The sequence below is a fragment of the Nonlabens sp. genome, from assembly GCF_039941875.1.
Lineage (GTDB): Bacteria > Bacteroidota > Bacteroidia > Flavobacteriales > Flavobacteriaceae > Nonlabens.
On the sequence record NZ_JBDVDQ010000003.1, the window covers coordinates 318,884 to 343,031 of the forward strand.

Sequence of the window (24,148 nt, forward strand, 5' to 3'; positions counted from 1 at the left end):
GAGTATAAATAGAATGTCAGTCTGAGCCTGTCGAAGACGATGTTATATATAAAATATGAATTTTTTAAAATTTCTTGGAATCCTACTTTTATGTGCTTTACTAGCCATAGGAGTAGGGTTTTATTTTTTAGACCATGATCAAGTAGCTCTCGGGCATAAAGTGATAGGTCTATCTACCTTATTTATATTCTTTATAGTCATGCCATTATTTATATGGACGCGTTATAAAAATAAAGATTTGAGTAAATTCAACTTTAATCAGGATAAGAACGATGAAGATGAAGATTGGGATATAGAAGATAAAAGTAGATTGAATTAAGGCATTATAATAGGTCCTAGAAAACGCAACCATAAAATAAAACCGATAGAGCTACCTGCTATACCTGATGTTATAAAGGTAAACCGATATTCAATAGGTATTTCATTGAAAGTTGTATAAGTCAAAATTAGAATACCTAACGTGCCAAAAATAGTAGCAGGTAATAATAGTGGTAATTTTAAATAATAAGCAATTACGACTTCATCGGAATGTAAAGGGATTTGTCCAGTTAATAGATGTGTTATTACTAAAGATAAAAGAATAAAAACCTCTCTAGACCAAAAATACGCTAGATAGATTGCGATCCAGTTTTTAAAATTAAGTTTATCACTTTTATTAAAATTAAGTAATAGAAAACCTATGGTTCCAAATAACATGGTTTGTAAAGGTCCTGCTAGCGTAGAATACAATCCATGCCTTTGAGCTTTCTTTCTGTAGAATTCTAAGGTTTGTATATCTTCTTCATAAACTTGACCATCACTATCGCTATGTTGTGAGTACCATTTATCCATTTCTGGTTGTTGTTTCCATTCTCCATAATTCACATAACCGTAATGTAAGGTAGGATTTTTGAAATATCGTTGAGCAACAAGATAATGTCCAGCTTCATGAGATACAGTGCCTAGTGGTGTGAAAAGTACAAATGCCAGTAAAAAATAGATGCTACTTTTCCAGTTAAAATTTATAGTAATATAATTTTGTATTTTGAAAGACATGCAGTGAATTTAACAATTATAAAGAACATCAATCTTGGTATCAAATCTTTTAAATAAGATTCTAGTAATTAATTAACCATATTGCCGACTTTTGTGTCAGTATAAGATAACTATGAAAAAAGGCGTATTAATGGTGAATCTGGGATCTCCAGATAGTCCAACACCCAAAGATGTAAAGAAATATCTAGATGAGTTTTTAATGGATGAGCGAGTAATAGACTTGCCTTACATTTTAAGAGCTATTCTTGTTAAGGGAATTATTTTAAATACCAGGCCTAAAAAAAGTGCCGAAGCCTATGGTAAAATATGGTGGGAAGAGGGAAGTCCATTAATAGTTCTTTCAGAGAGATTACAGGACAAGATAGATTCCTTTACTAGTGTACCTATTGCTCTAGCTATGCGTTATGGAGCTATGACCATAGAAGACGGTCTTAAGGAATTAAATGATCAAGGTGTTGACGAGGTTTTATTACTTCCATTATATCCTCAATTTGCTATGGCAACGACAGAGACTATTCAGGTTCTTGCCGAAGAGTTGCGTCAGGAGAAGTTTCCACACATGTCATTTACTCAAATGCCTCCTTTTTATAACCACCCTGATTATATACGAGTGCTTTCAGAGTCTATTAAAGAGTCGTTAGAAGGTAAAGATTATGAGCATTTATTATTCTCATATCACGGAGTACCAAAAAGACATATTAGAAAAAGTGATATCACAAAGTCACATTGTAGAATGGATGGTAAATGTTGTTCTACACCATCACCTGCTCATGAATTTTGTTATAGCCATCAATGTAAAGAAGTAACTAGATTAGTAGGAGAATACTTAGGTATGGAAGATGGGACATTTTCTACTAGCTTTCAATCACGTCTAGGTTTTGACCCATGGTTAACACCATATACAGACCGTACCATTGAAAAAATGGGATTAGGTGGGACTAAAAAAATGGCTATTGCTACACCAGCATTTGTTAGTGACTGTTTAGAAACGCTAGAAGAAATAGCGATGGAAGGAGAAGAAATCTTTCATGAAGTAGGTGGTAAAGAATTTCACGTTGTGCCATGTCTTAATGATAGAGATGACTGGGTTAAGGTTTTATCTCGCTGGATAGATGAATGGGCTATGAGTGAAGTCACTGCTTAATTATGTCTGTCAGTAAATAAAATTATAAAAAGGCTTTTCATTTATTTGAAAAGTCTTTTTTTTGTACATAATATTATTCTTTCAAGAGCTGGCTAGGTAAATAGCCTAACTTCTTTTTAAACGCAACAGTAAAGTGCTGTGGGTTTTTGTAACCTACCTCATAAGATGCCTGAGATATGGTATGCCCTTCTTCTGAAATTAACTCTATTGCTTTTTCAATTCTTACAGCGGTTATGTATTTAAAAACAGGCATTCCATAAAGTTCTTTAAAAAGAGTTTTGAATTTTGAAGTATTGAAACCTACTAGAAGGGATAGCTTTTCTATATTAAGTTCTTCATTTAAATGTGCCTTAATATAATTTTCAATCATAATTAAAGATTCACTATCTTCTTTTTTTAATCTAGTAGAATGAGGTTGATTAGTGTTTAAAGCTATGATAATCAGTTCTGTTAACTTAGATTCTAAATAAGTTTTTTTGATAAGACCATCATAAGAACAGTTTAAAAATTCATTTACTATGTTGCGTAATTGTGGATTTAAGAGCAATCCATGCTCAAAGAAGGAGTATATCTTGTTCTCCTTTTTAGCGTCTAGAAAACTTGGGGTGTTTTTTATAAAGCATAATCCCATTTTTTGTTCCAAATAGGACTCAGTAAAGTAAATATTTAAAATCTGTTTTTTCTGATCGTGGTAAGTGAATAAATGATTAGAAGCTGGTATGTGAAAGAGATTATATTTGTTTTTCTTTAATTTAAAAGAGTCTTCTTGTTTATCGTCTGTCATAGAAATAGAAAAATCTCCTTCAATAACAAATTGTAATAAAAATACAGAGTCATTTTGAACTACTTGTAAGGTATGGTCTAAAGATTTTGAGGTTTTATAGTCCTGGAATAGAACAAAAGCATTGTTGACATGGATTTCTTTTACACTACCGATAACTCCTTTTTTGAAGTCTGAATATTCATTCTCAGACAAATTTGTAGTTTCAAAATCGTTTTTAAATGACTTTACTAGCTCGTCTCCATCATATTCAGAGCTTTTAAATCTAATTTCCATTTATTCCCTTTACGTTATAATAATTCCTTTTTACGTTATTAAGAACTATTCTAAACAGTATACTTTTGCAAATATAAATTATTTTTATTAAGTCTAAATAAATGAGGTTACTTTTGTTTTTAGTGTTCTCTTTTTCTTCGATTCACTTGTATTCACAAGAGTCTGGTTATTCTGTTTCAGGTGCTGTTGTAGATGAATTTGAGCAACCATTATTTGGTGCTGTTGTTACTATTCTTAATAGTAATCATGTAACTACAACAAATCAAGATGGTAGATATGTCCTTAAAAATCTAACTAAAAGTGATCATTTAATAAGAGTTTCTTACATGGGTTATCAACCTGTTACTAAAGAAATAAATTTAAATCATAGGTTAGATGGTGAAAATATTCGTTTTGATTTTTCTCTTACCGAGCAGATTGAAGGTCTTCAAGAGGTTAATTTGATAGGGAAATCTCACAAACGAAAAGTCGAAGAAAAAGGGTTTGCAGTTAACTTAATAGAAACTAAGGAAGCTAGTTTAAGAAATGTTCAAACCAATGAGTTATTAAATACCGCAGTAGGTGTTAAAATACGTCAGAATGGAGGCTTAGGGTCTGAGGTGAATTATAGTTTAAATGGATTATCTGGTAGTTCTATTAGAATTTTTATAGATGGTATTCCTATCTCAACTTATGGCTCTTCATTTAGCCTAAATAGTATACCTACCTCAATGATTAAAAATATAGAAGTTTATAAAGGGGTTGTTCCAGGTTATTTATCTGACGATGCCTTAGGAGGGGCGATTAATATAGTATTGAATAAAACGGCAATAAATAATATAAATGCGTCCATTTCTTATGGATCGTTTAATACCACACAAGCTAGTGTTAATGGTGTTTATCGTTTTAAAAATTCAGGTTTTACCGTAAAAGCATCTGCTTTCCATAATTACTCTGATAATGATTATAAAGTTTCTGGTAGAAGTGTGTTAGTAGCAGGTATAGGTGGTGAGCAGACACCTATAACTGCAAGAAGATTTAATGATGCTTACCGCTCTACAGGTGGTATGTTTCAGGTGGGTTATACAGATGTGAAATGGGCCGATCAATTTTTAATAGGTTTTACAGCCTCAGATGACTATAAGGAGGTTCAGCATGGAGCTTTTATGACTATTACACCTTATAAAGATAGATTTCTTGAATCTGATGCATTACTAGCAAACTTTATTTACCAAAAGAAGGATGTAATAATTAAAGGTTTAGATGTAAATGTAAATGCTTTATATGGAAAAAGAAATAGAGCAGTTAATGATACAGTAGCTTGGGCATATAGTTGGAATGGAGATAGAGCTATAGATTTCAGAGGTGATGAATATCAATATACATGGGGATCTCAACAAGAGGGTGGTCCCACATTAGCTAAGATTAACAGAAAAGTAGCTTCAATAAGAACTGGTCTTGCTTACAGTTTGAGCAATCATCATAAAGTACTGTTGAATCATGTTTATAGCGGTGTCGATAGGGAAGATAGTGATGCTTTGAGATCTGTTCTAGAAAACACATTTCAAGGGACAAGAGATTTACATAAAAATATATTTTCCCTTACCTACGAGTTATCAGTTTTAGAAGAGCGATTAAAAACTAGTGTGTTTGGGAAACATTATCAACAGAAAACGACTAGCACAGATCCTGCGATAGAACAGGATGCTAACGGGAATGATATTATAGTGGATGAAGTGGTGAGCAGTACTAATAAGTTTGAAGGATATGGGTTTGCAGCTTCTTATGCGATAACGCCGGATGTAACGCTATTAACATCTGCCGAAAAAGCTATTCGATTACCTAATGAAACAGAAGTGTTCGGTAATGATGGTGACAACGTAGTTGCAAATTCTACTATTAAACCTGAAGTCAGCGATAATTATAATTTAGGATTTAGATTTGGTAGGTTTAGAATTAAGGAGCATGAATTCACTATTTCTACTAATTTATTTACTAGAAATATTAAGGACAGGATAGGTTTACCGATTGAAACTTCATTAAATGTGGATAATGAATTAATCGTTTATGTGAATCAAGGAAATGCCAAATCTAAAGGAATTGATGCTCAAATAAATTACTCTTATAAAAACAATTTAGGTTTTAATTTTAATATTTCTCGTTTTGATTTAACAACAGAAACAGCTACTGGAACTGAGTTTGATATCCCTAACACTCCTTTTCTTACCATGAATAGTGGGCTTAGATATTCGTTTAAAAACTTAATTCAAAAAAAATCGCGATTAAATTTATTCTACACTTTATACTTTACTGACGACTTTTCATATTTAACATCTCAAGGGTCGAATACAGTGGGAGATGACTTTTTTAAAGTTCCTGAACAATTTGTTCAAGATCTAGGTCTTAGTTATGTTTTTCCAAATAATAATCTAGTGATGAGTTTTGATGTTAAAAACATTTTTGATAAACCTGTTTATGACAATCTATCCGTACAAAAACCTGGAAGAGCTTTTTACTTAAAACTTAATTATTCAATCAATAACCTTTAATCAATTATAAAATGAATTCTACTTTTTCAAAATTTAAATATTTAATTGCAATAGCATTAATTATAAGCTCTTTAAACTCATGTTCTAGTGACGATGATAATGAAGGTTCTCTAGAATCAGGTCCTAATACTGATTCTAGATGGATAACTGTAGCTGGTGCGAGAATGGGAGAAAATCCTGGAGATGGTAATGGTGGTACATTAATTTACTCAGTTAGTAAAGAAGAGGCTATAAACCCTGATGTTTCTATTGCACCTTTTGAAAATGGATTTATCGCTCCGTCTAACAGAACAGCTAGATTACAGTCTTCTGAAGACGGTAGTACTATTTTCAACATTAGCTATGCTGGTGATACAGGAGGGAATTATAGTAAATATACTGTAGGAGGAGGTCAGAATTTTACACCAACTGGCTCTGAAATAAGTATAGCACCATATGTGGGGACAGCACCTAGATGGGTGAAATTATTTGATGGAGATCAAACAGGTGCTGCGGTTTATGTATCTAACGAAAATGAATTTGATGTAAATGGAGATTATACTAGGACTGATGCTACTATAGGTGTGGTAACTTTGGACTTGCAAAATTCATTAATCAATAATTTTCAAGAACATAGTGTTGCTTTAAGTGCACAAGAAGAAGCAGCTGGTTATTATATATCTAGAATTGATATGCCTGTATTAAATGATGCTGGAGATAAATTATATATAGGCGCGCGTTTAAGTAAATTAAATCCTGCAACTGCCGAAAGTGATAGCGGTTACGCTGTTTTAGGCTCTAAAACTATAGTGCTAGATTACCCTTCATTATTAAATCCATCAGTTATAAGCTCAACTATAGGTCATGGTAATACTAATGGATATCGTAGTATAAATGCATTCTTGTATAATGGAAGCGTTTATCAAGCTAACCAAAGTGATCCAGAGGGCTCTCATATTTTAAAGATAGATTCAAATAATCAATATGATAATTCATATGATTTTAATCTAGACGATGCTCTAGGAATAAATGACGCATACATTCTAGCATGGAGACCTGCTGGAAATGGGAAAGCTGTAATAGCATACCGCCATTCTGGATCTCTAGAAGGTGCTGCAGGTGCTCAAGGTTTCTTTGCACTCGCAGATTTAAACGCAAGAACTGCACAAAAAATTGATGCTATTCCTTATCATGAAGATTTTTATTTATTCCAGTATCAAGGATTTGTAGTGGATGGTACAGATGTATATGTAACTCAGGCTCCTGTTGGTCAGAATGGAAATATTTATGTTATAGACACAGAATCAGGTGCCGTTACTAAAGGAGCTGAACTAGTAAATGTTGAAGGAAGCCATTTTATAGGTACCTTTTAATTTATAAATATTTAGTTTTTACTTACAAAAAGGCTTTTCATTAATTTGAGAAGCCTTTTTGCAGTTAAATAGGTAAAACAGTTATACTAGAGTACTTTTACATCTTATGTCTATAAAATCAGGTAGTAAATCTCAACTTTTAGGAACAGAAACTATAACCAGTCTATTAATTAAGCAGGCAGTTCCTGCGTCAATAGGTATTTTAGTAATGTCTCTTAATATACTGGTGGACAGCATATTTGTCGGTAATTGGATAAATTCTGATGCTCTCGCAGCAATAGGAGTTGTATTACCTATCTCGTTTTTTGTAGCAGCATTAGGAATGGCTATAGGTATAGGTGGATCTAGTATCATATCTAGAGCTCTCGGTGCAGACCGTATGGATAAAGCACGACGCACCTTTGGAAATATGTTATCCCTTACTGTGGTTATTACTTTATTAATGACAGTTTTTGGATTACTATTTGTAGATTCTTTAGTGCCAGCATTCGGTGGTAGAGGTGCTCTTTTTGAACCTGCTAAAGTTTATTACCAAATTGTTTTTTATGGAATACCTATTCTTGCATTGTGCATGATGGGTAATAATGTGATACGTGCAGAAGGTGCTCCTAAGCACGCTATGATCGCGATGCTTATTCCATCTATAGGTAACTTAATACTAGATTATATTTTTATTAATAGGTTAAACATGGGAATGGCTGGTGCTGCATGGGCCACTACTGTTAGTTATTTTTTATGTTTTGCATATGTATTACAGTTTTTCATATCGGGAAAAAGTGAATTGATTTGTACACTTAAAGACTTATTACCAGACTGGTTAATTCTTAAAGAAGTGGGTAGTTTAGGTTTTGTAACACTTGCTAGGCAAGCTACTTCAAGTTTTATCTTCCTAATTATGAATAATATTCTGTTCGAACTAAGTGGTGCAGATGGTGTCGCGGTATTCCGTATTATAGGTAGTATGATGGTATTTGCCTTATTTCCAGTTATGGGTGTTACACAAGGGTTTCTACCTATAGCAGGATATAACTATGGAGCAAAATTATGGGATAGAGTGCGTGAGGTTACTTATACCTCTATTAAAATATCTTGTGGGTTAGGTGTTCTAATATTTTTAGGGCTTTTCTTTTTAACCTATCAAATTGCCGATGTTTTTACAGATAACCCTAAAGTGATAGAGCAAGCATCATTTGCTATGAGACTGGTATTTCTATCAGTTCCTATTATCTCCATTCAGTTAATAGGTTCAGCTTATTATCAAGCCATAGGTAAAGCAATTCCTGCTTTACTATTGACACTTTTGAGAATGGCTATTATTCTTATTCCATTGCTATTAATTCTACCTAATTTATATGGTGAATTTGGTGTGTGGATTAGTTTTCCCATTGCAGATTTTCTCTCTACTATAATCACTGCGTGGTATTTATGGCTTGCAATGAAAAGGTTGAAAAGCACTCAAGAAGAGTAAAATAGGTTGTTAATCGGTTATTTTATACCGTTAAATAATATTTTTGTAAAATCAAATGTTATTCCATTTATTCTTCGCTTTTTTGCAGCAAAATTTAACAAATGCTCAAGTTAATACTTTGCTTTTTAATGATTTCTACAATAGGCTTTGCTCAAGTAGGATTAAATACAGATTTACCACAAGCTTCTTTAGATGTTGCCTCTACTAATCAAGGTATATTGATTCCTAGAGTAGAATTAGTAGACACTGCAGATATTGTTACCGTAGTAAACCCAGATGGAACTTCTTTAGTAAAATCAACTATGGTCTACAACACTATTACTAGAAATGATGTGGTTCCTGCTTTTTATTATTGGAATGGCGTTGATAAATGGCTTAGAATATTAGTAGCAGATGATAATGAAGATATATGGAAAGCAAATCCTACTAATAACCGTATAGAGATCGATAAATTAAGTGATGGAGTTACTGATCGTCCTAATAATAATGTTTATATCACAGATGAAAGTCAATTAATTATTGATCAAGTAACGACCAATAATGATAACGGTGGGTCTCGTAAAATACAAGTGTATAATGGAGATATAGCAAACTACTCTAATATACCTAATGGAGCGGCTTTCGGCTTCCTAGGACATAAATCACGTGGAGATATTGCGACACCATTAAGTGTACAGCCTGACGATCATGTAACGGCTTATTATTCTTTGCCTTACAATGGAACTGACTATGTTCTTTCTTCTTTCTTAATGCAAGGAGTAGATCCATCCTGGGATGGAACAAGTACTGTTATACCAGGAGATTTTAGATTCAACACAACTTCTCCAGGTATTTTAGGTGAAAAAATGAGAATTACCTATGACGGTAAGGTAGGTATAAATACTACCGCACCTATCGAGGCTCTAGAAATACATGGTAATAATGGAAATGGATGGGATGGTGATGTAGATGTGTATAGCCACGGCAGCAATATTACCTCTTTTCATATAAGAAGTTCTACTGGTACAAGAACAACCCCTAGAAGCATCGGTTTAAAAACAAATGCCAATATCTTTAATATGGAAGCTCAAGGATATGACGGTACTAATTATATTACAGCAAGTGCGATAAAATTAGGAGTTACATCAACAGCTAACACTGGTGTAGATGATATGCCTGGCAGAATAGTTTTTGCCACCACTACCGACGGTACTAGAACATTGAGTGATAGAATGATTATAGATGATAATGGGAATGTGGGAATAGGAACACTTACTGGACTTACAGAGAAGTTAGAAGTAAACGGTACTATTAAAGCTACTAACATTAATTTTACTGGTATCCCTGATTTTGCTAGTGATGCAGACGCTGCTGCAAATACATCTCTACAAGTAGGTGATATCTATAGGATAGGAAATGACCTTAAAATTAAATTATAAGAGTAAGAGACGGTTGTGGTTTCCGCTTTCGCGAAAGCGGAATAATTAAATTTTATTTAAACCCTTTCTTTACTATGCGCGCATATAATATCTTTACTTAAAAATAAGGTTTTATGTATACCAAAGAATTTGATGTAAGATGGAGCGATCTAGATGCTAATAGACACATGGCAAATAGTGCTTATCAGAATTTCATGAGTCATACACGTATGGCGTTTTTAATTGAGAACGACTTTGGTCATAGAGAAATGGCTCAATATGAAACTGGACCAGTTATTTTTAATGAAAATATATTTTATTTTAAAGAGATACATCAAGGTAAGCCTATTACAGTAAGTTGTGAGGTAACTGGTATGAGTGAAGACGGCAGTCTATTCAGCTTTGTACATAATTTTTACGATTATAAAGGTCGCAATGTAGCACGTGGTCTAATGACAGGTGCCTGGATGAATTTAAGGGAACGTAAAATCACTGCCTTGCACCCAGAATTACACGATAAAATTAAAAACTTTCCTAGATCAGCAGATTTTAAAATATTACAAAAATCAGATACGAGAGCTCATGGGCAGTTTGCTATAGATCTTAGTTAATTAATTGACTAAAGTTAATTTTTAATGCTAATAAGTGTATTTAAAGTGTTAAATATGTATTATATCTATTAATCAATTGAATAGATTTTCTTTTTTCCGTTAAAATTCGACTATTTTTATATTTATCCTATGATATCTATAAAAGATACTATTTTCTACAGTGAAGTTTTAAAGGAATTAAATTACCATTTTGGTGACTTCTATTTCTTTGAAGGCTTCGTTGTGTCAGAAATAAAAGAAGGTGTAGATTTCTCCTGGGATTATGCAAAAATTGTCATCGATGAGGTGTCACAATATTATAATACTAAGGGTAAAGAAACCGTATATCTATCTAACCGTATTAATAACTACAATGTTAAACCAGTAGATTGGCTCAAATATACAATGTACGCATTTAGATTAAAGGGGTATGGTATAGTCGTAAATTCAAGTGTAGGGCGCAAAAACGCGATATTTGAATCAATTTTTATACGCACACGTTTTAAAACCTTTGCCAGTACGTTAGAAGGTATACAGTGGGCTGCCGAAATTAATGAGATAGACGAGGTGAAGAAAAAGAAATAATTACTTTCTCTTTATTCCTGTTAAAAATACGCCTGTAAATATCAATAAGCCAGCAACGAGTTTTTGCCATGTAATCACATCTTTATCCAGTCCTACAGCTATAAGAGTCGCTAGTAAAGGTTGTAAATAAATAAACACAGCAACTACGCTGGGCTTTAATGTTCTTATAGCTATAATATTGAGCATATAGGTCCCAAACGTAGCAAAAATGACCACATAACCTATATTCAGTAAAGTTTCCGTGCTTGCGGTTGTGAATTCAAATTCTAATCCCTGAGAGATGCCGAAAGGTGTGATAATTAAAACACCAAAAAAATACAACCACTTCATAAGCGTGAAGACTTCATACTTTGCAGTTAACCTTTTGGCTATTAAAATATAGATGCCATAAGAAATGGCGTTTATCAGAACTAGTATATTGCCTAAAAATGGATCTTTTGCCTCTGCTCCTTCTCCTGTAGAAAGTAACGTTAAAAGCGCTGCGCCAGAAAAACCTATAAGAATACCTATTATACGTAGAGTATGCAGCCGTTCTTTTAAAAAAAGAGCGCTCAATACCAGCACAATTATAGGTGTACTCACCATTAAAACAGATGCGCTTATGGGAGACGTTAATGACAGACCCCACATAAAGGTGACCATATTAAAACCTACACCACAAAAAGCTGCTAGAGCAATAAGTGGTAATTCTTGATAAGGTATTTTTTCTTTGGACTTAGCAAATAGGGAAATACCCCAGAATATTACACAAGTAGCTACAACTCTATACCATGCAAGACCGAAAGGGCCTACATGCTCTGGAGTAACTTCCTTTGCAGCTGTAAAGTTATAAGCATAAAATAATGCTACTAAAAAGCCACAAATAATAGCAACCGTTCTTTTACTCATTTAAGATAGAGCCTCTTGCGCAGCAGCAACTACTTTCTTAGAATTTCCTATATAAGCTTGGTTATTATGTATAAGAATCGGTCTTTTTATGAACGTATAATGATCCAATAAAAGGTTTTTATAATCCTCTTCTGTTAGGTCTTTTTCATGAAGACCGCGACCTCTGTATAATTGCGCTCTTCTATTAAAAAGTGCCTCATAAGAGCCAGCTTGTTCTTTTAAAAATTCAACCTGATCTATAGTTACAGGCTCTTCTTTAGTGTTTTGTAAAGCGATGTCGTCAGTAAGTTCTAACTCACCCTTAATGCGTTGACAGGTATTACAGCTATCTAGATAAATGAATAGATTTTTCATATCGCAAAATTACGATAGCTTTTTTGATAAGGAATATCTTTAGCCTTAATATTAATTATTATGCTGGTTTCGCTTTCGCGAAAGCGGAATAAAATCAACCATAATTAAAATACAAAATCATATGAATCACTTATTTGAACATAATTTGACCACTAGGAATATGTTTATTAGCCTCTTAGACCAGCTTACCATAGATGAATTAAATCTGATTCCAGAAGGTTTTAGAAACAATATCATCTGGAATATTGTACACAGCATCACAGCGCAACAAGGTCTGGTTTATGGACTTTCAGGTTTAGAAAAATCTGTGTCTAAAGAACTGGCAGATAAATACGGTAACGGGACAACACCAGATGGTGAGGTGAGTAAGGAGCAGGTAGAAGAGTACAAGGTCATGCTAGTAGATCTTATTGAAAAAACTAAAAAAGACTATGAAAATGGTGTTTTTAAAGAGTTTAAGGAATACACCACCGGGACTGGTTATAAAATGCGCAATGTAGAAGAGGCGTTGAGCATGAATAATATTCATGAAGGTATACATCTAGGTTATGCTCTTGCTATTAGAAAAGCGATTAAGAGTAATTAAATAAATTTTAAAAGGTAAGCCGTTTTTAAAACTAGCTTTTACCTTTATACCATAGAAAAAAAAGGATATGAAATTTAATACCAAAACCATTCACGGCGGTCAGGAGAATATAGATCCAGCCTATAATTCTGTAATGCCACCTATTTATCAAACCACTACTTTTAAACAAAGTACGCCTCATGGACATAAAGGTTTTGAATACTCACGTAGTGGTAACCCTACTCGAGATGCTTTAGAAAAGTCTATGGCTAGTTTAGAGAATGGTGCTTATGGTATTGCTTTCGGTTCTGGTCTTGCTGCTATTGATGCGGTGCTTAAATTATTAAAATCTGGTGATGAGGTGATTTCTACCAGCGATTTATATGGTGGCTCTTATCGATTATTTACACAGATTTTTCAAGATTTCGGTATCAAATTTCATTTTGTGGGAATGGAGAACGCTGCCGACATTGAGAAGCATATCAATGAAAACACAAAACTTATTTGGGTAGAAACGCCTACTAACCCTATGATGAATATTATAGATATAGAAGCCGTTTCAAGAATATCTAAAAAAGATCAATTACTCCTAGCAGTAGATAACACATTTGCAACACCATATTTACAGCAGCCATTAGATTTAGGTGCAGATATTATTATGCATAGCGCTACTAAATATTTAGGTGGTCATAGCGATGTTGTTATGGGTTCTCTAGTTGTAAATGATGTAACGCTGGCTAAGAGATTGTACTTTATACAGAATGCAAGTGGCGCTGTCCCAGGACCACAAGATTGTTTTTTAGTATTGCGAGGTATAAAAACACTTCATGTACGTATGCAACGTCATTGTGAAAATGGTAAGGCTGTTGCGCAGGCTTTAAAATCAAATCCTAATGTAGATAAAGTTTACTGGCCAGGTTTTGAAAATCATCCCAATCATGAAATTGCTAAAAAGCAAATGAAAGATTACGGTGGCATGGTTTCCTTTAGTACAAAAGCTGGTACACTAGAAAGTGCAGTAAAAGTGGTGGAAAATTTTAAAGTGTTTACACTAGGAGAATCCTTAGGTGGTGTAGAGTCTCTAGCTGGGCATCCTGCGAGTATGACACATGCTAGTATACCTAAAGAAGATCGCGAGAAAACTGGTATCGTAGATTCATTGATCCGATTAAGTGTGGGAATAGAAGATATAGATGATTTATTAGAAGATCTTAATCAGGCACTGACTTCATAAAGAATATGTCCTGTGTTAATGGCCCTGTTCTTAGGTGTAATGTATTTGCTTTTTTAATAAATAAGGTTTGATGTTTTCTCGCTTTCGCGAAAGCAGAACACCTCTTAAAAGATGTCTCATAATTTATGATTTGCACGTATTAAATCGTTTAAGAATAATGCATCTTTGTTTTATAATTAAACGCAAAATTGACAACAAAAAAAATAATCATAGGTCGCACAGACCGTGCAGATTTCCCTAAATTACAGATAGAAGGGATTGATATCAAAATTGATACAGGTGCATATACCAGTAGTATTCACTGTAAGGATATAGAAGAAATAAATGGTGTTTTACATGCCACTCTTCTAGATGTGGAGCATGAACTATATCATGGTAAGCGATTAAGTTTTGAAGAATATAAAGTTACTAGTGTACGCAGTAGCAATGGTAGTGTCGATATGAGATATGAAGTTCAGGGAAATATCAGACTTTTTAAGAAACTCTATAAAATTTCTTTAACTTTAAGCAATCGTGAAGAAATGAGGTATCCAGTTTTAATAGGCCGTAAATTTCTTTCCCCTAGATTTATAGTAGATCCTGAGTTGCAGGATGTTTCATATTTACAATCACAACATGAAGATTAATATATTATCTCGTAGTACCAGTCTCTACAGTACCAAAAGACTGATAGAAGAAGCTAGAAAAGCTGGACATATCGCAAAAGCAATAAATGTACTCCATTGTGATATTAAACTAGAAAAACAAAAACCTACGGTATATTATTATGGGGAACGTCTCGTTACACCAGATGCTATCATACCTCGTGTAGGTGCTAGTATTACTTTTTATGGTACGGCTATCGTAAGGCAATTTGAGATGATGGGTTGTTTCACGACGGTAAGCTCCATGGCACTGGTAAGAAGTAGGGATAAATTACAAAGCCTGCAATTACTTTCTAGAAGTGGTGTGGATATGCCTAAGACGGTATTTACCAACTTTGGCGAGCATACTGATGATATTTGTAAACGTGTAGATGGACCACCGGTAGTTATAAAGGTTCTAGAAGGGACACAAGGTATAGGGGTGAATCTAGCAGAAACTATTGAAGCGGCAGATGCTATTATTGACGCCAATAATGAATTAAAAACTCGTGTAATTATTCAAGAGTTTATTAAAGAAGCTGGCGGAGCAGACTTGCGTGCTTTTGTAGTCGGTGATAAGGTAGTAGGAGCTATGAAGAGACAAGCACAAGAGGGCGAATTTAGATCTAACCTACATCGTGGTGGTACCGCAAAGAGCATTACGTTATCAAAACTAGAAGAAGAAACAGCTATAAATGCTGCAAAATCTCTAGGCCTAGGAGTTTGTGGTGTAGATTTATTACAAAGTAGTCGCGGACCTTTAGTGCTAGAGGTGAATAGTTCTCCTGGACTAGAAGGTATAGAAAAGGCTACCAATAAGAACATCGCAGGTGAAATTATTAAATATATAGAGAAAGGTGTAAATGCTTAAAGAAATTAAGATTTTTGATACGGTTATTGAGCCAGGTAAAAGTTACAAGCTCAATTTTAATATGGCAAAACTTTATACGTCTACTAGTATAGAGGTGCCTGTTATTATTAACCGTAGTAAAAAAGCTGGTCCTGTAGTGCTCATTACTGGTGGTATACATGGTGATGAGATCAACGGTATCGAGGTGGTGCGCCAGATGATTTCTAAGAAAATCAATAAGCCAGCAATAGGTACCATAATCGCGATACCAGTTTTAAATGTTTTTGGCTTTTTAAATAATCAAAGAGAATTTCCAGATGGTAGAGATTTAAATAGGGTTTTTCCAGGAGCTAAATCTGGTGCACTAGCTAGTAGGTTTGCTCATCAGATTACAAAAGGGATATTACCGCTCGTAGATTTAGTAATGGATTTTCACACTGGTGGAGCACAGCGTTTTAATGCGCCTCATTTGCGAGTGTCTCAGTTAGAGGTAGAATCTTGGGATCTAGCAAAGGTATTTAATGCGCCATTCTTGATGCATGCTAGCAATATTAAAAAGACGTTTAGAGCGACATGCTCTGGTCTAGATAAGAAATACTTGCTTTTTGAAGGAGGTATGTCTAGCCATAGTGATAAAAAAATAGTTTCTACAGCTGTAAATGGAGCAATTAGGGTTTTAGATTATTTAAAGATGTTAGACCCAAGTATTGAAGTTCCAGTGGTAGATAAAGAATCTGTTATTATTACTGACTCTAAATGGATAAGGGCAAAATATTCTGGTCTACTGCACCCCAAGGTAGAGTGTGGTAAAAAAGTAGAAAAGGATGAGTTTATTGCTGTTATCACAGATCCATATGGAGAATTAAGATACAAAGTAAAAGCGCCTCATGCTGGTTATGTAATTAATGTAAATTATAGTCCACTTGTATATCAAGGAGATGCAATTTTTCATATCTCTAAAGATGAAGAGTAAAAAAGAACTTAGAAAAAGGTACTCTCAACTAAGGCGAGCACTTAGTTCAGATCAGGTAGAAGAGTATAGTTTACAAATAGCAAATCAAGCACTAAAGCTTGATATCTGGCAATATTCTAATTATCATATTTTTCTTCCCATAGAACGTCATAAAGAGGTAAATACAGAATACTTGTTGCACATACTTCAAGGGAAAGATAAAAACATAGTGATTTCTAAATCAAATTTTGATGATTTCTCAATGTCCCATTACCTGTTAACAGACCAAACCAAGATTGTAAATAATGAATATGGAATTCCAGAACCAGATGAAAATGGAATACCTATTAATGAGCAGCAATTAGATGTTGTATTCATTCCATTATTAGCAGTAGACAAATTTGGTAATAGGGTAGGCTATGGAAAAGGGTTTTATGACAGGTTTTTAAGGAAATGTAAGACAAATGCTGTTAAAATAGGTCTATCTTTCTTTGAACCTTTGGATAACGAAATAGATGTAAATAGCAACGATATCAAGTTAGATTACGTTTTAACAGGTCAAAATGCATTTAAAATAGTTGAAAGTCATATTTGATTGATTAAAGTCAAATAAATTAAATACAAAATGTTAACATTTATTTATTATTTTCACAAATGTTACCATTTTAGTCTTTTACTAATTGGTGATTTTATGTTAACGTTCCCCTTAAACGATGAAAATCACTCCTGAAAAAAACTTGCAACAAAAATTGCAAGACAAAGATTACTTTTTAAAAGAAACAGCTCTTTTTACCGCCACAGGTTCTTATAGTGCAAACTTAGAAACCGGTTGTTGTTTTGTAGACGATATGGGTAGAAGTGTGTTGAGTTTACCGAGCGATTATAATGTGAATTTTCAAACTGCATTAAATTTGTTTGTCGATTTTAAATCAATATGGATACATTTTCAAAACTGTATAAAAGGATCTGAATTTGTGGAAGATCTGGAAATGATCGATCATAATGATCAGAAAATATGGATGCGCGCCACTGGTAAGCCTTTGTATGATGATGTTTCTGGTAGGGTAGTCGGTATAAGAGGTGTTTTTACTAGTATAGATCGATATATAAGACAAGGCAAGGAGCTTGCAGAAACAGCAAAAATAATAGAGATTCAAAATGAACGGCTAGTCCATTTTGCTCATATCGTATCTCATAATTTAAGAGTGCATTCTAGCAATCTTGAACTAACTTTAGAGACTTTTAACTCTCCACTGGTAGGTACGGATGAAAAAGTTTTTAAAAGCTATCTCTCAGATATATCTAATAACTTAAGTGAGACACTAGAGCATTTAAATGAAGTGGTAACTATTAATACTCATGAGAAGAGTAAGGAACCAGTGGATATAGAAAGTGTTTTTAAAAGTGTTTTAGAAGATCATAGGTCATTATTAGAAGAGATTGATGTATCTTTAAAATATGATTTTTCAAATCTTAGTCACGTTGATTATGTTCCGACATTTTTAAGCAGTATTTTTTCTAACTTATTATCTAACGCTATTAAGTATCGAGATAGTTCTAAGACATTGAAAATTAATGTAAAGACTAAAAATAAAAGGAATAATAAATTACTTATGTTTCAAGATAATGGTATCGGTATAGATCTAGATAGAAATGGAGCTAAGATTTTTAATATGTATAAAACGTTCCATGATAATGAAGATGCTCGTGGAATAGGCTTATTTTTAACAAAGAATCAAGTAGAATCGCTGGGTGGTAATATCTCAGTGGTAAGTGAAGTAGGGAAAGGCAGTTTGTTTACTGTAAAATTTTAAGATAAAATAGAATTGGTAAAGAAAGCTTGTATAATAGACGATGATAAACTGTATGTCAGTTTGATCAAAATGCTCATCAAAAAAAATGAACTCGCACAAGAGTTAGTTATTTTTGAGAACGGTAAACTGGCTCTTAAATTTTTTGAAGAACAGTTGGGTAAACAAAATCCAGAACTACCTGAAGTAGTTTTGCTAGATCTTAATATGCCTGTTATGGACGGTTGGGAGTTTCTAGATGAAATGGAAACTTATGCAGGTAAATTAAAAGAAGAAGGTTTAAAAATAAATGTAGTTAGTTCTACTATTAATCCTGTAGAAGTAGCTAAGGCAAATAGTCACGATATCGTGAATAGCTTCATTACAAAGCCTATCAACAAGCAGGCTATGATAGCAGCATTTTCTGTTTAATTAGGCTACATTTTTCTTATCGGTATCAGGAAATGCTTTTTTACTAAAAATCACTAGAAGAAGCACACCTACTGTAATGGCGCTATCAGCAACGTTGAATATAGCGTTGAAGAATTTAAAGTGCTCTCCTCCTACAAAAGGCATCCATTGTGGCCAGTCTCCTTCAAATAGCGGAAAGTATAACATATCTACTACGTGACCATATCCTAGACCTGCATAACCACCAGCTTCTGGAAATGCTGTAGCTATTGCGCCGTGATAACTACCAGAGAAGATAACACCGTAAAAAACAGAGTCTATAATATTACCAAATGCACCTGCAAAAATTAACGAAATACATAAGATTAATATCTTGTGTCCGTGCTTTTTAATACTGCTCACTAACCAGTAACCTATCCCAAAAACCGCAAAAATTCTAAAAATAACTAAGATTAACTTACCATAATCACCAGGTATCTCCATACCCCAAGCTGCACCTGCGTTTTCATAAAAAAGAAGTTTAAATTTACCCCAATCTACTATGGCCGGACTCGTACTATCCGTTAACGTGTAATTTAATTTTATATAAATTTTACTAGCTTGATCAATTATAATGATCAATAGTATAATGAGTATAGCTTTTGTTAATTTCATTTAATCTTTTTCAGAAGTGCTAAAATACTAATTAAAACTCTTGTTGAGTGTGCTTATATAACCAGATACGGTTTCTAGCTTAGCAAAATACTTGATTTGTACAGGTTTTTTAAATACATGTACCTTTCCCGATCGTGACGCACTGGTTACATCATAGTTTTTCAGGTTAGCATATATACTGGCATAAACAGATATAAATTGTAAGTCACCTTGTAGTTGATCTATTTTGCAACTGCCAGACAGTTGATTTATGTATACGCTATTATAGTTCCCACTTATTTTCAAGTCAGCACTTTGTGCGTTAATAACTAGTTTCTTATTCTTAGGTAGTACAATAGTTGCCTTATTGTCTATTACCTTGTGTGCGCTTAGTTTGTCTCCAGGAAATGAGAACGTAGGATGTATAGGATCTGTAATTATTAAGGAGTCATTTCTTATGATACTAGATAAAATCACCGCATTTTTATATTCGCCATTTTGAGATGTAATCAATTTCACATTTTTGGAATTATTAGTTTTAATCTCTAGCTCTACATATTCCTGTAGATCTATATCTATAGTACTAAAATCTGCAAGATTGTGACTGGTCTCATTTGTGGTAGGAGAGGTTGTTTGAGCATCCGTTTTCGCGAAAGCGAGAAAAACAACAAGAGTCATAAAACATGAAAACCTTTGTAAACTAGAACAAGTATAACTGTGATCCATATTTACAAAGGTTTAAATAAATGCTCGTAATGAGCTAAATAATGCAGTTATTGCATGTTTTTTGCCTCGATACTTAATGTAGCATGTGGTACCAATTCAAGACGCTTCTTGTTAATTAGTTTCCCAGTTACTCTACAAACACCATAAGATTTATTCTCGATGCGTATCAATCCGTTTTTAAGATCGCGTATAAATTTTTCTTGACGTATAGCTAGTTGAGAGCTGGTTTCTTTGCTCATTACAGCGCTACCTTCGTCAAATGCTTTAAACTGTGGCGCAGTGTCATCAGTTCCATTATTAGCATCATTCATATATGCACTCTTGATAAGTTCATACTGTTCTTGTGCTTCTTCAATTTTTGCGTTAAGCAAGTCTTTAAAGTAAGCTAGATCAGCATCGCTGTATCTTAATTTTTCATCTTCACTTGTTCCCATATCCTATAATTTTATAACCTGTATTGAGGTCACAATGTCGTCAAATTCAACAACCGTACCATTATCTACAGTTTGTATTAATGTTAAATCATCAGCAAGGGTTTCATCTTTAATATACTGTTCGTTAGATGCAACCGCTTCATCAATTTCACTATGTGATTGAATAGCTATTTTAATACGATCTGTTACCTCAAGACCAGAGTCTTTTCTTATATTTTGAATACGATTCACTAGTTCACGTGAAATCCCTTCCTTTTTAAGCTCGGGCGATATTGTTACATCAAGTGCAACGGTAATTCCAGATTGATTTGCTACTAGCCATCCTTCTATATCAGAAGATGTAATCTCTACATCTTCAAGGGTCAAGATAATTGCATTTCCATTTACTTCCACCTCTTTTTGACCAGTTTTTTCTAACAAAGCGATATCTTCTTGTTGAAAACTTTTGATTTTACCAGCTATTTGTCCCATCGCTTTACCAAAACGTGGTCCCAATGCCTTGAAATTAGGCTTAATTTCTTTAACCAATATTCCACTAGCGTCGTCTATTAATTCTATCTCTTTTACGTTTACTTCACTCTTTACAAGATCTGCAATTGCTTCTATTTGTGCTTTGTCTTTTGTGTCTAATACAGGTATCATAATACGCTGTAAAGGTTGACGTACTTTGATGCTTTCTTTTTTACGTAATGATAAAGTAAGACTAGATATCACTTGTGCTTTGTGCATTTTTTCTTCTAGAGCTGCATCTATTAGAGACTCATCTGCTTTAGGGAATAATGCAAGGTGCACACTTTCACTTGCGTCGCTTTCACAAACACTAGTTAAATCGCGGTATAATTGATCCATAAAGAATGGAGCAATAGGTGCGCCTAATTGTGCAACCGTTTTAAGACAAGTATAAAGCGTCTGGTAGGCGGCAATTTTATCTTGTTCATAAGTTCCTTTCCAGAAACGTCTTCTACATAAACGTACGTACCAGTTACTTAAGTTCTCCGTCACAAAAGTGGTGATGGCTCTAGCAGCCTTTGTAGGTTCATAATCTTCATAGAATGCTGTGGTATCTTTTATCAAAGTATTTAACTCAGATAAAACCCAACGGTCTATTTCTGGACGTTCTTCTAATGAGATGTTAGCTTCACTATAAGTAAATCCATCTACGTTAGCATACAGACTAAAGAAAGAGTACGTGTTATAAAGTGTGCCGAAAAACTTACGTTGCACTTCTGTGATACCGTCCAGGTCAAATTTAAGATTGTCCCATGGGTTTGCATTACTCACCATATACCAGCGAGTAGCATCTGCTCCATATTTACCTAGAGTTTCAAAAGGATCTGCTGCGTTACCTAGACGTTTAGACATTTTCTGTCCGTTTTTATCTAGTACGAGTCCGTTAGAAACTACATTTTTATAAGCTACATCATCGCTTATCATGGTAGCGATAGCGTGTAGTGTGTAGAACCATCCACGAGTTTGATCCACACCTTCGGCAATGAAGTCTGCTTTTCTCAGTTGGTTTTCTACTTGTTCTTTATTTTCAAAAGGATAGTGCCATTGAGAATAAGGCATAGATCCAGAGTCGAACCATACATCAATAAGGTCTGATTCACGTGTTAGTTTCTCTCCATTCTTACCTACTAGATAAATGTCATCTACTACGTTTTTATGAAGATCTACAAGATTGTAATTCTCTTCACTCATATCGCCAGTTTTAAAACCAGCAAAAGGATTAGAAGTCATGAATCCAGCTGCAACAGATTTCTCTATTTCTGCTGTAAGTTCTTCTATAGAACCTATGATCATTTCTTCAGTTCCAGTTTCATTTCTCCATATAGGCAATGGGATTCCCCAGAAACGAGAACGAGATAAATTCCAGTCGTTTGCATTTGCCAGCCAGTTACCAAATCTTCCTTCTCCAGTAGATCTAGGTTTCCAGTTGATAGATTTGTTCAGCTCGTGCATACGGTCTTTAAATTCCGTCACTTTTATGAACCAACTGTCTAATGGGTAGTACAATACAGGCTTATCAGTTCTCCAGCAATGTGGGTAACTGTGGACATATTTTTCTACTTTAAAAGCGCGGTTTTGCTCTTTTAAAGCAATCGCGATATCTACATCTACAGAGCGTTCTGGCGCTTCTCCATCTGCAAAATATTCGTTCTTCACATACTTACCACCTACCTCAGGTAATTCATCTCTAAATTTTCCTTGAAGCGTTACCAGCGGTACTGGATTCTGATTTTCATCTAGAACCAACATCGGTGGAATAGGCGGATTTGCTTGTTTAGAAACCAGCGCATCGTCTGCACCAAAGGTAGGTGCTGTGTGTACGATTCCTGTTCCATCTTCAGTAGTTACAAAGTCTCCTGCGATTACTCGATAAGCGTCTTGTGCGTTTTCATATGGTTGTGCATAAGGCAACAACTGCTCGTATCTTAAATTTACCAGATTAGTTCCTTTACAAGAACCTAATAACTGATAAGGGATTTTTTTATCTCCTAATTTGTATTCTAGTTTCGCTTTCGCGAAAGCGTCACCTTCTAAAAGCTCATACTTCTTACCAAATTGATAGCTCACTAATTTCTCAGCGAGAATCACCTGCATAGGTTCTCCAGTATATTGATTAAAAGTCTCAGCAAGAACATAATCGATTTTAGGACCAACGGTAAGCGCAGTATTAGATGGTAGCGTCCACGGCGTAGTCGTCCAAGCAAGGAAAAATACATTTCCATTGTTTTCAAATGGTAATTTTGAAGGGTCTTCTACTTTAAACTGTGCTGTAACTGTTGTGTCTGTAACATCTTGATACGTTCCAGGCTGGTTCAACTCGTGCGAACTTAATCCTGTTCCTGCAGCTGGAGAATAGGGTTGTATCGTGTATCCTTTATAAAGTAAATCTTTAGAATAGATTTCCTTTAATAACCACCATACAGACTCCATGTATTTAGATTTATAAGTAATATATGGATCTTCCATATCTACCCAATACCCCATGTCATCAGTAAGCTTGCTCCATATGTCGGTGTATTTTAATACCGCATCTTTACAGGCTTGATTATATTCTTCTACAGATATTTTAGTGCCTATGTCTTCTTTAGTAATACCTAGTGCTTTTTCAACACCTAATTCTACAGGTAGACCGTGAGTATCCCACCCAGCTTTACGATTAACTTGATAGCCTTGTTGGGTTTTAAAACGACAGAATAAATCTTTAATCGTTCTACCCATAACGTGGTGAATACCAGGTAAACCATTTGCAGATGGTGGTCCTTCAAAGAAAATAAAAGGTTCATTTCCTTCACGAGTCGTCATGGACTTGTTAAAAATGTCGTTTTCCTTCCAGAAGTTTTTGATGCGTTCATCTACTTCAGGTAGGTTCAATCCTTTGTATTCGTTGAATTTCTTACTCATTACACTGGTGTTTTAAAGCTGGCAAAAGTACGGAATTTTGCGCATTATTTTTTTGGCTTTTAGAAGCGAATTATCAGGCTTTTAAAAGCATGTTTATGTGTTGTTTTTAAAGGGAAACTAG

Annotated in this window: 24 protein-coding genes; 16 read left to right on the forward strand and 8 right to left on the reverse strand. The window is 34.3% G+C overall.

The features are described 5' to 3' along the window. The first annotated feature begins 55 nt into the window (after positions 1-55). Positions 56-319 (forward strand): hypothetical protein, encoded by a 264-nt coding sequence (locus ABJF08_RS01870; protein WP_104513982.1) that lies wholly within the window; start codon positions 56-58, stop codon positions 317-319. Here the strand turns inward: ABJF08_RS01870 and ABJF08_RS01875 are convergent. Then, positions 316-1,035: a hypothetical protein gene (locus ABJF08_RS01875; protein ID WP_348114345.1), complete on the reverse strand. Its 720-nt coding sequence runs from the start codon at positions 1,033-1,035 to the stop codon at positions 316-318. The two genes, ABJF08_RS01870 and ABJF08_RS01875, sit on opposite strands and share 4 nt — an antisense overlap. Before the next feature lie 112 nt (positions 1,036-1,147). On the opposite strand from ABJF08_RS01875, the gene hemH reads away from it, so the two are divergent. Next, positions 1,148-2,179, forward strand: coding sequence for a ferrochelatase (gene hemH / locus ABJF08_RS01880; RefSeq protein WP_348114346.1), 1,032 nt, complete (start codon positions 1,148-1,150; stop codon positions 2,177-2,179). A gap of 73 nt (positions 2,180-2,252) precedes the next feature. Here hemH and ABJF08_RS01885 read toward each other — a convergent pair whose 3' ends face one another. Next, a complete protein-coding gene (locus ABJF08_RS01885) occupies positions 2,253-3,236 on the reverse strand; it encodes an AraC family transcriptional regulator (RefSeq protein WP_348114347.1) in 984 nt (327 codons plus the stop codon). A gap of 101 nt (positions 3,237-3,337) precedes the next feature. On the opposite strand from ABJF08_RS01885, the gene ABJF08_RS01890 reads away from it, so the two are divergent. From ABJF08_RS01890 to ABJF08_RS01915, 6 genes are all read left to right on the forward strand, one after another. Continuing rightward, positions 3,338-5,764 carry a TonB-dependent receptor gene (locus ABJF08_RS01890; RefSeq protein WP_348114348.1) on the forward strand — a complete coding sequence of 809 codons (2,427 nt, stop codon included), beginning with the start codon at positions 3,338-3,340 and terminating at the stop codon, positions 5,762-5,764. Between the two features lie 11 nt (positions 5,765-5,775). Beyond that, positions 5,776-7,116 (forward strand): hypothetical protein, encoded by a 1,341-nt coding sequence (locus ABJF08_RS01895; protein WP_348114349.1) that lies wholly within the window; start codon positions 5,776-5,778, stop codon positions 7,114-7,116. A gap of 106 nt (positions 7,117-7,222) precedes the next feature. Further along, entirely contained in the window at positions 7,223-8,584 is a 1,362-nt protein-coding gene (locus tag ABJF08_RS01900) for an MATE family efflux transporter (protein ID WP_348114350.1), read from the forward strand. A 101-nt stretch (positions 8,585-8,685) separates the two neighbouring features. Continuing rightward, on the forward strand, positions 8,686-10,002 hold the full coding sequence (locus tag ABJF08_RS01905; protein ID WP_348114351.1) for a hypothetical protein: 1,317 nt from the start codon (positions 8,686-8,688) through the stop codon (positions 10,000-10,002). A 113-nt stretch (positions 10,003-10,115) separates the two neighbouring features. Next, positions 10,116-10,592, forward strand: a complete 477-nt coding sequence (locus ABJF08_RS01910) for an acyl-CoA thioesterase (protein WP_348114352.1) — start codon at positions 10,116-10,118, stop codon at positions 10,590-10,592. A gap of 129 nt (positions 10,593-10,721) precedes the next feature. Continuing rightward, positions 10,722-11,156 (forward strand): hypothetical protein, encoded by a 435-nt coding sequence (locus ABJF08_RS01915; RefSeq protein WP_348114353.1) that lies wholly within the window; start codon positions 10,722-10,724, stop codon positions 11,154-11,156. On the opposite strand, the gene ABJF08_RS01920 is transcribed toward ABJF08_RS01915, so the two are convergent. Next, positions 11,157-12,044 (reverse strand): DMT family transporter, encoded by an 888-nt coding sequence (locus tag ABJF08_RS01920; protein ID WP_348114354.1) that lies wholly within the window; start codon positions 12,042-12,044, stop codon positions 11,157-11,159. Further along, positions 12,045-12,398, reverse strand: coding sequence for an ArsC/Spx/MgsR family protein (locus ABJF08_RS01925; RefSeq protein ID WP_348114355.1), 354 nt, complete (start codon positions 12,396-12,398; stop codon positions 12,045-12,047). A gap of 160 nt (positions 12,399-12,558) precedes the next feature. Between ABJF08_RS01925 and ABJF08_RS01930 the strand changes: the two genes are divergently transcribed. The 8 genes from ABJF08_RS01930 (at position 12,559) to ABJF08_RS01965 (ending at position 18,844) form a co-directional block, all read left to right on the forward strand. Then, positions 12,559-12,984, forward strand: coding sequence for a DinB family protein (locus ABJF08_RS01930; RefSeq protein ID WP_348114356.1), 426 nt, complete (start codon positions 12,559-12,561; stop codon positions 12,982-12,984). Between the two features lie 67 nt (positions 12,985-13,051). After that, on the forward strand, positions 13,052-14,197 hold the full coding sequence (locus ABJF08_RS01935) for a PLP-dependent aspartate aminotransferase family protein (protein WP_348114357.1): 1,146 nt from the start codon (positions 13,052-13,054) through the stop codon (positions 14,195-14,197). Positions 14,198-14,385: 188 nt separating this feature from the next. After that, on the forward strand, positions 14,386-14,823 hold the full coding sequence (locus ABJF08_RS01940; protein WP_348114358.1) for a RimK/LysX family protein: 438 nt from the start codon (positions 14,386-14,388) through the stop codon (positions 14,821-14,823). After that, complete coding sequence (gene rimK / locus ABJF08_RS01945) at positions 14,813-15,691, forward strand: 30S ribosomal protein S6--L-glutamate ligase (protein WP_348114359.1); 879 nt, start codon at positions 14,813-14,815, stop codon at positions 15,689-15,691. The genes ABJF08_RS01940 and rimK overlap by 11 nt, the downstream gene beginning before the upstream one ends. After that, positions 15,684-16,643 (forward strand): succinylglutamate desuccinylase/aspartoacylase family protein, encoded by a 960-nt coding sequence (locus ABJF08_RS01950; protein WP_348114360.1) that lies wholly within the window; start codon positions 15,684-15,686, stop codon positions 16,641-16,643. Before rimK ends, ABJF08_RS01950 begins: the two co-directional genes overlap by 8 nt. After that, positions 16,633-17,217, forward strand: a complete 585-nt coding sequence (locus ABJF08_RS01955; RefSeq protein WP_348114361.1) for a 5-formyltetrahydrofolate cyclo-ligase — start codon at positions 16,633-16,635, stop codon at positions 17,215-17,217. The genes ABJF08_RS01950 and ABJF08_RS01955 overlap by 11 nt, the downstream gene beginning before the upstream one ends. 118 nt (positions 17,218-17,335) lie before the next feature. Next, positions 17,336-18,436: a HAMP domain-containing sensor histidine kinase gene (locus ABJF08_RS01960; RefSeq protein WP_348114362.1), complete on the forward strand. Its 1,101-nt coding sequence runs from the start codon at positions 17,336-17,338 to the stop codon at positions 18,434-18,436. Positions 18,437-18,448: 12 nt separating this feature from the next. After that, on the forward strand, positions 18,449-18,844 hold the full coding sequence (locus tag ABJF08_RS01965) for a response regulator (protein ID WP_348114363.1): 396 nt from the start codon (positions 18,449-18,451) through the stop codon (positions 18,842-18,844). Here ABJF08_RS01965 and ABJF08_RS01970 read toward each other — a convergent pair whose 3' ends face one another. From ABJF08_RS01970 to ileS, 4 genes are read right to left on the reverse strand one after another with little or no spacing between them, the layout of a single operon-like run. Next, positions 18,845-19,477, reverse strand: a complete 633-nt coding sequence (locus tag ABJF08_RS01970; RefSeq protein WP_348114364.1) for a lipoprotein signal peptidase — start codon at positions 19,475-19,477, stop codon at positions 18,845-18,847. Positions 19,478-19,504: 27 nt separating this feature from the next. Next, on the reverse strand, positions 19,505-20,182 hold the full coding sequence (locus tag ABJF08_RS01975) for a hypothetical protein (RefSeq protein ID WP_348114365.1): 678 nt from the start codon (positions 20,180-20,182) through the stop codon (positions 19,505-19,507). A 47-nt stretch (positions 20,183-20,229) separates the two neighbouring features. Beyond that, a complete protein-coding gene (locus ABJF08_RS01980; RefSeq protein ID WP_348114366.1) occupies positions 20,230-20,616 on the reverse strand; it encodes a TraR/DksA C4-type zinc finger protein in 387 nt (128 codons plus the stop codon). 3 nt (positions 20,617-20,619) lie between these two features. Further along, a complete protein-coding gene (gene ileS / locus ABJF08_RS01985) occupies positions 20,620-24,027 on the reverse strand; it encodes an isoleucine--tRNA ligase (protein ID WP_348114367.1) in 3,408 nt (1,135 codons plus the stop codon). Between the last annotated feature and the right edge of the window lie 121 nt (positions 24,028-24,148).

Coding starts and splice junctions, on each gene's coding strand:
- ABJF08_RS01870 (WP_104513982.1), top strand. CDS start 56: ATGAATTTTTTAAAATTTCTTGGAATCCTACTTTTATGTGCTTTACTA.
- ABJF08_RS01875 (WP_348114345.1), bottom strand. CDS start 1,035: ATGTCTTTCAAAATACAAAATTATATTACTATAAATTTTAACTGGAAA.
- hemH (WP_348114346.1), top strand. CDS start 1,148: ATGAAAAAAGGCGTATTAATGGTGAATCTGGGATCTCCAGATAGTCCA.
- ABJF08_RS01885 (WP_348114347.1), bottom strand. CDS start 3,236: ATGGAAATTAGATTTAAAAGCTCTGAATATGATGGAGACGAGCTAGTA.
- ABJF08_RS01890 (WP_348114348.1), top strand. CDS start 3,338: ATGAGGTTACTTTTGTTTTTAGTGTTCTCTTTTTCTTCGATTCACTTG.
- ABJF08_RS01895 (WP_348114349.1), top strand. CDS start 5,776: ATGAATTCTACTTTTTCAAAATTTAAATATTTAATTGCAATAGCATTA.
- ABJF08_RS01900 (WP_348114350.1), top strand. CDS start 7,223: ATGTCTATAAAATCAGGTAGTAAATCTCAACTTTTAGGAACAGAAACT.
- ABJF08_RS01905 (WP_348114351.1), top strand. CDS start 8,686: ATGCTCAAGTTAATACTTTGCTTTTTAATGATTTCTACAATAGGCTTT.
- ABJF08_RS01910 (WP_348114352.1), top strand. CDS start 10,116: ATGTATACCAAAGAATTTGATGTAAGATGGAGCGATCTAGATGCTAAT.
- ABJF08_RS01915 (WP_348114353.1), top strand. CDS start 10,722: ATGATATCTATAAAAGATACTATTTTCTACAGTGAAGTTTTAAAGGAA.
- ABJF08_RS01920 (WP_348114354.1), bottom strand. CDS start 12,044: ATGAGTAAAAGAACGGTTGCTATTATTTGTGGCTTTTTAGTAGCATTA.
- ABJF08_RS01925 (WP_348114355.1), bottom strand. CDS start 12,398: ATGAAAAATCTATTCATTTATCTAGATAGCTGTAATACCTGTCAACGC.
- ABJF08_RS01930 (WP_348114356.1), top strand. CDS start 12,559: ATGTTTATTAGCCTCTTAGACCAGCTTACCATAGATGAATTAAATCTG.
- ABJF08_RS01935 (WP_348114357.1), top strand. CDS start 13,052: ATGAAATTTAATACCAAAACCATTCACGGCGGTCAGGAGAATATAGAT.
- rimK (WP_348114359.1), top strand. CDS start 14,813: ATGAAGATTAATATATTATCTCGTAGTACCAGTCTCTACAGTACCAAA.
- ABJF08_RS01950 (WP_348114360.1), top strand. CDS start 15,684: ATGCTTAAAGAAATTAAGATTTTTGATACGGTTATTGAGCCAGGTAAA.
- ABJF08_RS01955 (WP_348114361.1), top strand. CDS start 16,633: ATGAAGAGTAAAAAAGAACTTAGAAAAAGGTACTCTCAACTAAGGCGA.
- ABJF08_RS01960 (WP_348114362.1), top strand. CDS start 17,336: ATGAAAATCACTCCTGAAAAAAACTTGCAACAAAAATTGCAAGACAAA.
- ABJF08_RS01970 (WP_348114364.1), bottom strand. CDS start 19,477: ATGAAATTAACAAAAGCTATACTCATTATACTATTGATCATTATAATT.
- ABJF08_RS01975 (WP_348114365.1), bottom strand. CDS start 20,182: ATGGATCACAGTTATACTTGTTCTAGTTTACAAAGGTTTTCATGTTTT.
- ABJF08_RS01980 (WP_348114366.1), bottom strand. CDS start 20,616: ATGGGAACAAGTGAAGATGAAAAATTAAGATACAGCGATGCTGATCTA.
- ileS (WP_348114367.1), bottom strand. CDS start 24,027: ATGAGTAAGAAATTCAACGAATACAAAGGATTGAACCTACCTGAAGTA.